The following is a 12150-nucleotide window of genomic DNA, read 5'->3' as shown; positions in this document are numbered from 1 at the left end:
CCGGCTGATCCGCGCCGCCCGGCCGCGGCCGCCTGGCGCCACCGGCCGTGGACTGCGCGGCGACCATGGCGTGCGGGTCGTCGGGGATGCGGTCGCTGCGCCGCAGCCGCAGCACCACCGGGCCGGTCGGCCGCTCGTCGCCCACCGGGAGCGGGTCGCGCAGATAGACCAGGATCGCGTCGGAGTACGCGGGCACGCTCGCCCTGCACAGCCCCAGCACGGTCTCGTCCAGGTCCATGCCGCGTGCGATACGGCGGGTGGCGGCGCCGACGAAGCGCAGCCGGTCACCGCCGCGCCGCTCCCGCTCGGCGGCGTCGCTGTCGGGGGCTTTGCTGTCAGGGGCGTCGCTGTCAGGGGTGGCGGGACCGGTCCCGGGAGCGGCGCCGCGCGGCGGCGCGGGGTCGGCCGGTGCGTCGGCCCTGGCAGGGGAGGGCAGGCCGGCGGCGGTGATGCCGTCGGTGGACGGATGTGACACGGCACCGGTCTCCACGGTCGGGGGTTGGGACTGCTGCTCGGGTACGGCGCGGCCCGTGCCGCCCCCTGCCCTGCCGCGTGACGCTTCCGCGCGCGCCGGTCCGTGGCCTGACCCGCCGTTGGCGGCGGGTATGCCGACGGACGCCGTCGCGGGACCGTCCGTGGTGGCTCCCACGGGCGGGAGTGGCGGCCCGGCCGTACCGGTCGTCGCAGACTGCTGGTGCTCCGTCACGCGTTCGGTTTCCATCCATCCGGGGCTGCGCGCCGGGCGCTCGGCGCGCCCGGTGCGTGCGGCGCGCTCCGTGCCCGCGGGCTACGGGCGTCGTCGGCAATGCATAAAAAGCTGGATCTCGGGCGGCACATCCGTGCTGGCCGGGGCGTAGGCATAAGCATCCTCCCCGGCGATCTCGAAGCCCGCGTCGCGCACGACGCGGCGCAATTCGTCCCGCAGGTAGCCGGATACCCTGATCGTGCGGCCCAGGAACGGCAACGAGAAGTCATTCAGATCCGCCTCCACCATCGAGAGGGCCAGCGGGGCACCCTCCCGCAGCTGTCCGTGCAGCATGCGCAGCGCGTACGGAATCTCTTCCCGCGGCAGCATCAGCAGCGAGAAGAAGGCGGCGGCGCCGTCGAAGGGACCGAGCGCCTGGTCCTCCAGGTCGGCGAAGTCCAGTACGCGGAAGTCGCCGCCCGGCACATTCTCGCGGGCCAGTGCGACCATGCCCTCCGACAGGTCCACCCCGGTCACCAGATGCCCCGCTTCGGCCAGTTGCCGCGCGGTCGGCAGCCCCGTGCCGCAGCCCAGATCCAGGACCCGGGCACCGGCCGGCAACTGCCCGGTCAACCACGCACCGCCCGCGACCTGGCCTTCCTTGTGCGGGAAAGCGAGGTCGTACTGGTCGCCGATCGCGTCGAAGGCCTCCGCCTGTCCGATGCGGTCGATTCCGCGCCGGTCGAAGTCCCGATAAGCCCCCTCGGCCTTCGGCCTGGGGGGACCCCCACCCTCGGCTTTGGGCCCGGGGGAACCCCCACCGGCATTCGGCCTGGGGGGACCCCCGTCGGTCCGGTTCGAACTGCTCACGATCGATCTCCTCTCTGGCCGCGTGCCAAATCCCCGGGAGGGGAGCGGAGTTATTGCAGCAGTGCGCGCCTACGGAGGCTGATCCTACGTTTGCGGTACGGGGGCGCAGCAAGAGGGAACGGGAGGTCGAAGCGGGAGCGCAGTGCCGGATACACCCGGTACGTCCCGGCACGTCTCCTCATCGGTCCCAGTCCCGGGGCAGTCGCGGCACCGGCCAGTGCGGCTCCGGACGCCAGTTCTCCCAGCCGTCCCGGAAGGGCGAGTCCCAGTCGGCGATGCGCTCGACGGCCGCGCGGCCGGCCGCCCGTACCCGCGCGGCCAGCGCCTCGTCCACCAGACCGGCGTGCTGAGCGGCGGCGAACTCGTCCTCGTCCCGCCACTCCCACCGCCGGTCCGGATAGACCGCGATGTCGAGGAAGTGGTCCTCGGAGTCGATGCCGCCCGCCCAGCGGCGCCGTGGCTCCTCGAGGTTGACGTACCAGTTCTTGAACTGCCAGTCCCGCTCCCAGAACAGCCACACCGACCAGGGCTCCCCCGGCCGGGCCAGCTTCAGCACGCCCGTGCCGAACCAGCACGACAGGACCGTCCGGCGCGGCTTGGTGTAGCGGGTCGCCAGCGGCTCACGGTGTACGGGAGTGCCGTCCGCCAACTCCGGCTTGACGCAGACGGTGCCCGGCGCGACCCACGCGGCCAGCAGGTCGGGCGTGTCACGTACGACCGTGACGGGACGGCAGATGTGCGGGTGCCCGGCGCCGTTGGCGCGGTAACGCCACAGGATCTGGGTGCCGGGTGCCCAGTGCCCGGCGTCTCCCGCCGCCCGGCCCGCCCTGCCTGCCGTGGCGCCCGCCGTGGCCCCTGCCGTCTCCGCTGTCATGCGCAGATCCTAAGTGTTGGCCCGCTGCCGCAGGGCTCGTCAGGGATGGGTCATACGGAGGACGTCGAGCGCCTCGTCGAGCTGTTCGAGGGTGAGGTCGCCGCGGTCCACGTGGCCGGCGTCCAGCACCGCCTCGCGGATCGTCGTGCGCTCCGCGAGCGCCTTCTTGGCGACCGCGGCCGCGTTCTCGTACCCGAGGTACTTGTTGAGCGGGGTCACCACCGACGGCGAGGACTCGGCGTACTCCCGCGCCCGTTCGGCGTCCGCCGTGATCCCGTCGACGGTGCGGTCGGCCAGCAGCCGCGAGACGTTCGAGAGCAGCCGCACCGACTCCAGCAGGTTCTTCGCCATCACCGGCAGCATCACGTTCAGTTCGAAGTTGCCCGCCGCGCCGGCCGCGGCAACCGTCGCGTCGTTCCCGGTGACCTGCGCGGCGACCATCAGCACGGCCTCCGGGATCACCGGGTTCACCTTGCCCGGCATGATCGAGGAGCCGGGCTGGAGGTCGGGGAGGGCGATCTCGGCGAGACCGGTGCGAGGGCCGGACGCCATCCAGCGCAGATCGTTGGAGATCTTGGTGAGACCGACGCCGATCGTACGGAGCTGGCCCGAGGTCTCCACCAGCGCGTCCCGCGCGCCCTGCGCCTCGAAGTGGTCGCGGGCCTCGGTCAGCGGCAACCCGGTCGCGGCGGCGATCCGTGCGATGACGGCGGGCGCGAAGCCGGGCGGGGTGTTGATGCCCGTGCCCACGGCCGTACCGCCGAGCGGGAGTTCCGCGAGCCGGGGGAGTGCGGCGCGCAGGCGTTCGACCCCGTAGCGGACCTGGGCCGCGTAGCCGCCGAACTCCTGGCCGAGGGTGACCGGCGTCGCGTCCATCAGATGCGTGCGGCCCGACTTCACGACCGGGGCGAACTCGTCGGCCTTGCGGGACAGCGCCGCCGCCAGGTGTTCGAGCGCGGGGATCAGATCGGCGGTGACGGCGGCCGTCGCCGCGACGTGGATGGAGGAGGGGAAGACGTCGTTGGAGGACTGACTCGCGTTGACATGGTCGTTGGGGTGTACGGGCGCCCCGAGCCGTTCGGTGGCGAGGGTGGCGACGACCTCGTTCATGTTCATGTTGGAGGAGGTGCCGGAGCCGGTCTGGAAGACGTCGACGGGGAACTCGCCGTCCCAGCGGCCCGAGGCGACCTCCTCCGCCGCCTCCCGTACCGCCTCGGCCAACGCCGTGTCGAGCACGCCCAGTTCAGCGTTGACCTGGGCGGCCGCAGCCTTGATCCGGGCCAGCGCCTCGATGTGCGCGCGCTCCAGCCGCTGCCCGCTGACGGGGAAGTTCTCCACCGCGCGCTGCGTCTGCGCCCGCCACTTGGCGTGCGCGGGCACCTGGATCTCGCCCATCGAGTCGTGCTCGGTCCGGTACGTGTTGCTTTCGCTCATACTGCGCCTCCGAATGCGGCCCGGTGAACCGGTGGCCGGTCTGTGCCCACCCTGCCGCCCCCGGCGGCGGAATGCCCACAGCGGGTTCGTGAAGCCCGCGCTACGCGCCCGTGCGGACCGGGATCGAGGTGACGAAGGGTTCGGCGGGGCCGGGGTCGGTGAAGAAGTCGTTGCCCTTGTCGTCGACGACGACGAAGGCGGGGAAGTCCTCCACCTCGATCCGCCAGACGGCCTCCATGCCCAGCTCCTCGTACTCCAGCACCTCGACCTTCTTGATGCAGTCCTGTGCCAGGCGGGCGGCGGGGCCGCCGATGGAGCCGAGGTAGAAGCCGCCGTGGGCGGCGCACGCGTCGGTGACCTGGCCGCTGCGGTTGCCCTTGGCGAGCATGACCAGGGAGCCGCCGGCCGCCTGGAACTGTGCCACGTAGGCGTCCATCCGGCCCGCCGTCGTCGGGCCGAAGGAACCGGAGGCGTAGCCCTCGGGGGTCTTGGCCGGGCCCGCGTAATAGACGGGGTGGTCCTTGAGGTACTGCGGCATCTCCTCGCCCGCGTCGAGCCGTTCCTTGATCTTCGCGTGCGCGATGTCCCGGGCCACGACCAGCGTGCCGGTCAGCGCCAGCCGGGTCTTGACCGGGTGCTTGGTCAGCTCGGCGCGGATCTCGGCCATGGGGCGGGCGAGGTCGATGCGTACCGCGTCGTCGTTGGCGGCGCCCGCCCCCTCCGTCAGCTGCTCGTCCGTCGTCTCGGGCAGGAAGCGCGCGGGGTCCGTCTCCAGCTGCTCCAGGAAGACGCCCTCCGCGGTGATCTTCGCCTTCGCCTGCCGGTCGGCGGAGCAGGAGACGGCGATGGCGACCGGGCAGGACGCGCCGTGCCGCGGCAGCCGCACCACCCGCACGTCGTGGCAGAAGTACTTGCCGCCGAACTGGGCGCCGATGCCGATCTTCTGGGTCAGCTCGAAGACCCGCTCCTCCAGCTCCTTGTCCCGGAAGCCGTGTCCGGCGGCGGAGCCCTCGGCGGGGAGTTCGTCGAGGTAGTGGGCCGAGGCGTACTTCGCCGTCTTCAGCGCGTACTCGGCGCTCGTACCGCCGACGACGATCGCGAGGTGGTACGGCGGGCAGGCGGCCGTACCGAGCGAGCGGATCTTCTCCTCCAGGAACTTCATCATGCTCGCCTCGTTGAGCACGGCCTTCGTCCCCTGGTGGAGGAAGGACTTGTTGGCGCTGCCGCCGCCCTTCGCCATGAAGAGGAACTTGTAGGCGTCGCCGTCGGTCGCGTACAGCTCGATCTGAGCGGGGAGGTTGGTGCCGGTGTTCTTCTCGTCCCACATGGTCACCGGCGCCATCTGCGAGTAGCGCAGGTTGAGCTGGGTGTAGGCGTCGTAGACGCCGCGGGAGAGGGCCTCCTCGTCGCCGCCGGCGGAGAGCACCTGCTGGCCGCGCTTGCCCATCACGATCGCGGTGCCGGTGTCCTGGCACATGGGGAGCACGCCGGCGGCGGCGATGTTCGCGTTCTTCAGCAGATCGAGTGCCACGAACCGGTCGTTGGCGCTGGCCTCCGGGTCGTCCAGGATGCGGCGCAGCTGTGAGAGGTGTCCGGGCCGCAGGTAGTGCGAGATGTCGTGCATCGCCTCGGCGGCGAGCTTCCGCAGCGCCTCCGGCTCGACGTGCAGGAAGGTCCGCCCGTCGGCCTCGAAGGTGCGCACGCCCTCCGCGGTGACGAGCCGGTACGGAGTGGCGTCCTCGCCCAGCGGGAGCAGTTCCGTGTAGCTGAAGTCCGGGTGGGACGGACGGGGGCTGGCAGCCATCGGCGGGGTCTTCCTCTCGTACGGGCTCTCGACCGGGGGCACCCCCTGGTGTTCCCTGGGGGGCTCCCGGGAAGCGCGGGGGAGAAGCGCCCAGGGGAGAGCGCGTCACACAGCGTAGAACGCCGGAGGGGGACCGTGCGGGTGAGGTCGGCCTCAGTGGCCCGCTCCGCAGTGGTGCCCTCCGCGCACTAGTCGCGATCTATCGCGTTTGGGTAGGCTGCTCATGTGACTGACTCTCCGCTGGAAAAGAAGCCCGTGACCCCGGCGGCCGACCCCGCCAAGGCGGTCGACGTCTCCGTACGCGCCTCGGACGCCGACCGTGACCGGATCGCGGACATCCTCCGCGAGGCCCTGGCGGAGGGTCGGCTGGACGCGGCGGAGCACTCGGAGCGCATCGACGGCGTCTACGCCGCCAAGACCCTCGGCGAACTGGAGCCGCTGGTCCGCGACCTGCCCGGCAGCCGCCCGGCCGGGCATGCCGGCGCTGCTCCCGCGCCGCTCCCGTACGCGCAGGGCGGGACCTGCGGCAAGGACAATCTCGTCGCCATCTTCAGCGGCTCGGTCCGCAAGGGGCGCTACCGGGTGCCGAGGCAGATCAACGCCTTCGCCTGCTTCGGCGGTATCGAGATCGACCTGACCGAGGCGATCTTCGAGCAGCAGCATCTCCAGATCAACGCGACGGCGATCTTCGGCGGCATCGACATCCGGGTACCGGAGAACGTCACGCTCCGGCAGAAGGGTGCCGGGATCTTCGGCGGCTTCGAGGTGTACACCACAGAAGAGCCGGACGCGCACGCGCCGGTGGTGCTGGTGCAGGGGGCGGCGATCTTCGGCGGGGTCGAGGCGAAGCCCAAGATCGGGAAGCGGCTGCGCGATCTGCGTGACCGGCTGCGCAAGGAACTCTGAGGACTGCGAGCGAACTCCACGGGGCCGGGGCCGAGCCCCGGACGTATCCGTTCCTACGGTATGCATACCGGTGCACACAGCGGGTAGAGCCTGGGCATCGTCTCTCGTACGGCCGCAGCGCGAAAAGCCGTGCGCAGCAAGGCGGGTGAAGGCGAATCCCACCGTCGTCTCGTCAGGAGCAGACCGTGCTGCAACCGGTGCATCAGTCCCCGCAGGCAACCCCCACCATTCCCGCGCAGCGCTCGGCCGCGCGCGAGGACGAGACGGGGCCCTGGCATTCGGAGGCGGTCTGCCGCCGGGATGAAGCGGGACTCTTCTTCGCTCCGTCGAAGGAGCCCACGGCGGCGCGGCTCTCGCGAGAGCAGGCGGCGAAGCGGGTCTGCGCCCGCTGCCCCGTGATGGTCGAGTGCCGCGAGCACGCGCTGGTGCTGCCCGAGCCGTACGGCGTGTGGGGCGGACTCACGGCGGCGGAACGCCGTGTGGTCCTGGCCCGCCGACGCCGCCGCGAGGCGGCGACCGCCGCCACCGGCGAGGCGGCACCGGTCTCCAAAATCGCCTGACCCCTCGATCCCCGTGCCCCGGGGCCGTCGGCCCGGCCTTTTCGATGGCTCACGGCGAGGCCGGAGGCCACAGCTTCTCGCTGGTGGCCTCCCGCCCCGCCGCGTAACCCCGCCGAGGCGGGGTCGGGGGGTTCGTTGAGCCTCGGCTGTCCGCCGGAGTCGGCTAGCGTGCGCGGTCGAAGTCGACGGAGCTGTAGGCGCGCAGCTTCGACAGCTTGTGCGTCGAGTCGATCATCCGGATGGTGCCGGACTTCGACCGCATCACCAGCGACTCGGTGTAGGCCCGCTCGCCCCGGTAGTGCACGCCCCGCAGCAGGTCGCCGTCGGTGATGCCGGTGGCGACGAAGAAGACGTTCTCGCCGCTGACCAGGTCTTCGGTGTGCAGCACCCGGTCCAGGTCGTGCCCGGCGTCCAGGGCCCGTTGCCGCTCCTCGTCGTCCTTGGGCCACAGCATGCCCTGGATCGTGCCGCCCAGGCACTTGATGGCGCACGCCGCGATGATGCCTTCCGGCGTGCCGCCCACGCCCAGCAGCAGATCGACGCCGGTGCCCTCCCGTACGGCCATGATCGCGCCCGCGACGTCGCCGTCGGAGATGAACTTGATGCGGGCGCCCGCCTCCCGTACCTCCTTCACGATGCCCTCGTGGCGCGGCCGGTCGAGCAGGACGACCGTCACGTCCTCCGGGGTGCAGCCCTTGGCCTTGGCGATCCGCCGGACGTTGACGGAGGGCGGAGCCGTGATGTCCACGAACTCGGCCGCCTCCGGGCCGGTGACCAGCTTGTCCATGTAGAAGACCGCGCTCGGGTCGAACATGGCGCCGCGCTCGGCGACCGCCAGCACGGAGACCGCGTTGGCCATGCCCTTGGCGGCGAGCGTGGTGCCGTCCACGGGGTCCACGGCGACATCGCACTCGGCGCCCGTACCGTCCCCGACCCGCTCGCCGTTGAAGAGCATCGGCGCTTCGTCCTTCTCGCCCTCGCCGATGACGACGACGCCGTTCATCGAGACGGTCGAGACGAGGGTCCGCATGGCCTTGACGGCGGCGCCGTCCGCGCCGTTCTTGTCACCGCGGCCCACCCACCGGCCCGAGGCCATCGCGCCCGCCTCGGTGACCCGTACGAGCTCCAGGGCGAGGTTGCGGTCCGGGACCTCGGGGCTGACGTCGAGCGGGGGAGGGAGGTGGTGATGATCGGTCATCGGGGCACACCTTTCTGCGCGGCTGGAGCGACTGCCGGGCTACTGAGGGTGTCTACGAGGGTACCCAGCATCCCGGCAGAGTGAGCAGGGGGCCCTACGGATGAGCGCGTGAGTGCCGGGCCCGCCCGTCTCCGGAACGGGAGCGAGACCCGTCGGTCCGCCGGCCCCGGGCGTAAGGGACGATGGGGGCGTGGCAGCAGAAGCAGGCAAGCAGCGCGGCGGCAGGCAGACCGTACGGGGCATGGTGCCCTCGCTGGCGGTGGTCCTGCTCGCGGCCGGGGTCATCTACCTCTTCGTCCCGCACGACGCCGACCAGGACCCGGTCAAGCCCGTCAGCTACCAGGTGGAGCTGGCTTCCGCGCGGCGTGCGGCCCCCTACCCCGTGCTCGCGCCGGAGGGGCTGGCCAAGACGTGGCGGGCGACGTCCGTGACGTACGAGGGTGCCGGACCCGACGGAGCCACCTGGCACCTGGGCTTCATGACGCCGGACAACCAGTACGCGGCGGTGGAGCAGAGCGACGCCGCACGCCCGGTGAAGTTCACCGAGGACGCCACGCAGCGTGCCCGGAAGACGGCCAGGACGGAGCGGATCGACGGCCGCGAATGGCGGCGGTACGAGGGCGCCAAGTACGACGCGCTCGTACGCCAGGACACCGGGAAGCGCGGCCGGCACACGACCGTCGTCACCGGCACCGCGTCGTTCGCGCAGCTGCGGGAACTGGCCGCCGCGCTGCGACCGGGCGACGGTGACGGCAGTGACGGCGGCAATGACGGCGGCGCCCGGCAGGGCTGACCAGACCGTCCAAGGGGGACGACGGTCCGCCGTCAGCGCGCTTCCGTCAGGCCGCTTTCATCAAGCAGTGGGGTCGTCATCGTCCGCGACGCTGTCTGACTCCGCCTCCCCCTCTTCCTCCGCCGCCGCCTCGGCCTCCAGGACCGCGTCCAGCCGGGCCCGCGCCCCCTCAAGCCACTCCCGGCAGATCCGGGCCAGTTCTTCGCCGCGCTCCCACAGCGCCAGCGACTCCTCCAGCGTCGCGCCCCCGGTCTCCAACTGCTGAACGACCCGGACCAGTTCACCCCGCGCCTGCTCGTAGCTGAGCTCGGACCGCGCCGCTCCCGCGGTGCCGGCCGTGTCCGTGTCCGTGTCAGTGTCCGACGTCATGCGGCAAGCCTAAGCGTGTGGACCGACAGTGACGCCGAACTCCCCTTCCGCCACCCGGGCCCGCAGCTTGTCCCCCTCGGCCGTCTCCTCCGGCGCCCTGATCACCGTGCCGTCTTCCCGCCGGAGCACGGCGTAACCACGCTGGAGCGTCGCCGCCGGCGAGAGCGCGACGACGCGGGCACGCGTGTGCGTCAGCTCGTCCTCGGCTCGCTCCAGCCGGTGCCCCAGCGTGCGGCGGGCCCGTCCCAGCAGCGACTCGACCTCCTCCGCCCGGTCCGCGACCAGCGCGTGCGGGTCGGCCATCGCCGGGCGGCTCATGACCTCGGCGAGCCGGCCGGCCTCCCGGTCCAGAAAGCCGTTGATCACCCGGTACGCCCGCTCCCGCAGCTCACGCACCCGCTCGCGCTCCTCACCCACGTCCGGAACCGTGTCCTTCGCCGCGTGCGTGGGCGTGCGGGAGCGCAGGTCGGCCACCAGGTCGAGCAGCGGGGCGTCGGCCTCGTGACCGATGGCGGAGACGACGGGCGTACGGCAGTCGGCGACCGCACGCACCAGCCGCTCGTCGGAGAACGGCAGCAGGTCCTCCATGCTGCCGCCGCCCCGCGTCACGATGATCACGTCCACCTCGGGGTGCGCGTCCAGCTCCTTGATCGCCTCGATGAGCTGCGGCACGGCCCGTACGCCCTGCACAGCGGTGTGCCGCCGCTCGAAACGGACGGCGGGCCACCGCTCGTGTGCCGTGTGCAGCACGTCACGCTCCGCGTCCGAGGCCCGGCCGGTGACCATGCCGATGCGCTGCGGAAGGAAGGGGAGCGGGCGCTTGCGGTCCGCCGCGAACAGCCCCTCCGCCGCGAGCGACTTCTTCAACTGCTCCAGCCGCGCCAGCAGTTCACCGATGCCCACCGGCCGGATGTCGGCGGCGCGCAACGACAGCGTGCCGCCCCGCCCGTACCAGACCGGCTTGGCATGCACCACGACCCGCGCACCCTCGCCGATGACGTCCTTGACCCGGTCGAAGACGTCACGGAAGCACGTGACGCTGATCGAGACGTCACGCGAGGGGTCGCGCAGGGTCAGGAAGGCCATGCCCGCGCCCGGCCGGGGCGAGAGCTGAATGATCTGCCCCTCCACCCACACCGCGCCGAGCCGGTCGATCCACCCGCCGATCAGCCGGGAGACCTCACCGACCGGAAGCGGGGCCTCGGGGGAGGTGTTGAGAGCCATACGAGGAGGCTAGCGGCTGCCGCCGACAGCACGCTGGGTGCGAGGGGACGCCCCGCCGGGCCGCCCGGCTCGTCCCGGCAAGCGTGTTTCTGCCGACCGGCGCCCATTCGCCGGGGACCGCGCCCTTACGATGGGCGCATGTCTGCAACGCCCGCCCGCACGCCCGCCGCCGACAGCCCCGCCGACAGCCCCGCCGACAGCTCTGCCGTCAGCCCTGCCGAGCCGGACGCGCGTCGCCGTGTCCTGCTCGCCGCGCCCCGTGGCTACTGCGCGGGCGTGGACCGGGCCGTCATCGCCGTCGAGAAGGCCATCGAGCAGTACGGCGCACCGATCTACGTCCGCCACGAGATCGTGCACAACAAGTATGTGGTGAAGACCCTGGAGCGGAAGGGCGCGATCTTCGTCGACGAGACGACGGAGGTGCCCGAGGGCGAGATCGTGATCTTCTCCGCGCACGGCGTCGCACCGGAGGTCCACGAGGAGGCACGACGCGGCAAGCTGGCGACCATCGACGCCACCTGCCCCCTGGTGACCAAGGTGCACAAGGAAGCGGTGCGCTACGCGCAGGAGGACTACGACATCCTGCTCATCGGCCACGAGGGCCATGAGGAGGTCATCGGTACGAGCGGCGAGGCGCCCGAGCACATCACCCTCGTCGACGGCCCCGAGGACGTGGCGAACGTCGAGGTCCGCGACCCGGAGAAGGTCGTCTGGCTCTCCCAGACCACCCTTTCGGTCGACGAGACGATGGAGACCGTCGGCGCCCTGCAGGGCCGCTACCCCAATCTGCTCTCGCCGCCCAGCGACGACATCTGCTACGCCACCCAGAACCGGCAGACCGCCATCAAGCAGGTGGCCGCCGGAGCCGACCTCGTCATCGTCGTCGGCTCCAAGAACTCCTCCAATTCCGTCCGCCTCGTGGAGACCGCCCTCTCCCACGGCGCCCGCGACGGGCACCTGGTCGACGGCGCCGACGAGATCGAGGAGTCCTGGCTCGACGGCGTCACCACGGTCGGGCTCTCCTCCGGCGCCTCCGTACCGGACGTGCTGGTCGACGGGGTGCTGGAGTGGCTGGCCGAGCGGGGCTGGGAAGACGTGGAGATCGTCCAGCCGGTGGAGGAGCACATGCAGTTCTCGCTCCCGAAGGAGCTGCGCCGTGACCTGCGCGCCGAGGTGGGCCGGCCGACGGGCTGACGGCTCCGGTCCAGGCTCCGGTGTCTTCGCCGGAGCCGGCGCCTGCCGGGAGGACGGGCAGGTCAGATAGGTCAGAGGTCAGGCAGCGGTCACAGCACGCCGGCCTCGTCCTGCTCCGGCGCCTCCATGCCGGCGCGGGCACGCGCGGCCTGCGCCAGCAGTGCGAGCTTCCGTACGAACGCGACGAGCGTCGCCGCCAGCGTGCCCGCGTAGAGCCAGACCGCGTTGAGCGCCAGCGC

At 71.9% G+C, this 12150-nt stretch carries 11 protein-coding genes and 1 pseudogene; 4 read left to right on the top strand and 8 right to left on the bottom strand.

Translation table 11 applies throughout. The features are described from left to right. From ACRDP3_RS00975 to ACRDP3_RS00955, 5 genes and pseudogenes are all read right to left on the bottom strand, one after another. A pseudogene (locus ACRDP3_RS00975) lies at positions 1–721 on the bottom strand (SpoIIE family protein phosphatase); the annotation flags it as partial. Between the two features lie 66 nt (positions 722–787). Next, positions 788–1417 (bottom strand): class I SAM-dependent DNA methyltransferase, encoded by a 630-nt coding sequence (locus tag ACRDP3_RS00970; protein ID WP_431514854.1) that lies wholly within the window; start codon positions 1415–1417, stop codon positions 788–790. Positions 1418–1733: 316 nt separating this feature from the next. Beyond that, entirely contained in the window at positions 1734–2429 is a 696-nt protein-coding gene (fomD, locus tag ACRDP3_RS00965; protein WP_431514853.1) for a cytidylyl-2-hydroxypropylphosphonate hydrolase, read from the bottom strand. Positions 2430–2468: 39 nt separating this feature from the next. Then, positions 2469–3863 (bottom strand): class II fumarate hydratase, encoded by a 1395-nt coding sequence (locus ACRDP3_RS00960; RefSeq protein ID WP_431514852.1) that lies wholly within the window; start codon positions 3861–3863, stop codon positions 2469–2471. Positions 3864–3963: 100 nt separating this feature from the next. Then, the gene (locus ACRDP3_RS00955; protein ID WP_431514851.1) at positions 3964–5667 is read right to left on the bottom strand and encodes a fumarate hydratase; all 1704 of its coding nucleotides are present in this window, start codon (positions 5665–5667) and stop codon (positions 3964–3966) included. A gap of 225 nt (positions 5668–5892) precedes the next feature. Here ACRDP3_RS00955 and ACRDP3_RS00950 point away from each other — a divergent pair, with 225 nt between their 5' ends. Together ACRDP3_RS00950 and ACRDP3_RS00945 are read left to right on the top strand one after the other, a co-directional pair. After that, positions 5893–6573, top strand: coding sequence for a DUF1707 SHOCT-like domain-containing protein (locus ACRDP3_RS00950; RefSeq protein ID WP_431514850.1), 681 nt, complete (start codon positions 5893–5895; stop codon positions 6571–6573). A gap of 185 nt (positions 6574–6758) precedes the next feature. Beyond that, positions 6759–7133 carry a WhiB family transcriptional regulator gene (locus ACRDP3_RS00945; protein WP_431514849.1) on the top strand — a complete coding sequence of 125 codons (375 nt, stop codon included), beginning with the start codon at positions 6759–6761 and terminating at the stop codon, positions 7131–7133. A gap of 163 nt (positions 7134–7296) precedes the next feature. On the opposite strand, the gene glpX is transcribed toward ACRDP3_RS00945, so the two are convergent. Next, the gene (gene glpX, locus ACRDP3_RS00940; protein WP_431514848.1) at positions 7297–8331 is read right to left on the bottom strand and encodes a class II fructose-bisphosphatase; all 1035 of its coding nucleotides are present in this window, start codon (positions 8329–8331) and stop codon (positions 7297–7299) included. Between the two features lie 190 nt (positions 8332–8521). On the opposite strand from glpX, the gene ACRDP3_RS00935 reads away from it, so the two are divergent. Beyond that, the gene (locus ACRDP3_RS00935) at positions 8522–9124 is read left to right on the top strand and encodes a DUF4245 domain-containing protein (protein WP_431514847.1); all 603 of its coding nucleotides are present in this window, start codon (positions 8522–8524) and stop codon (positions 9122–9124) included. Positions 9125–9184: 60 nt separating this feature from the next. Here ACRDP3_RS00935 and ACRDP3_RS00930 read toward each other — a convergent pair whose 3' ends face one another. Continuing rightward, on the bottom strand, positions 9185–9493 hold the full coding sequence (locus ACRDP3_RS00930) for an exodeoxyribonuclease VII small subunit (RefSeq protein WP_431514846.1): 309 nt from the start codon (positions 9491–9493) through the stop codon (positions 9185–9187). Positions 9494–9502: 9 nt separating this feature from the next. Next, positions 9503–10717, bottom strand: a complete 1215-nt coding sequence (gene xseA / locus ACRDP3_RS00925) for an exodeoxyribonuclease VII large subunit (RefSeq protein WP_431514845.1) — start codon at positions 10715–10717, stop codon at positions 9503–9505. 138 nt (positions 10718–10855) lie between these two features. Between xseA and ACRDP3_RS00920 the strand changes: the two genes are divergently transcribed. Further along, a complete protein-coding gene (locus tag ACRDP3_RS00920; protein WP_431514844.1) occupies positions 10856–11911 on the top strand; it encodes a 4-hydroxy-3-methylbut-2-enyl diphosphate reductase in 1056 nt (351 codons plus the stop codon). Positions 11912–12150 lie beyond the last annotated feature (239 nt).

This window comes from Streptomyces sp. (genome assembly GCF_050698815.1).
Classification (GTDB): Bacteria; Actinomycetota; Actinomycetes; order Streptomycetales; family Streptomycetaceae; genus Streptomyces.
The sequence above is the reverse complement of the archived record's forward strand: the minus strand, read 5'-3'. Positions and strand labels throughout refer to the sequence as shown.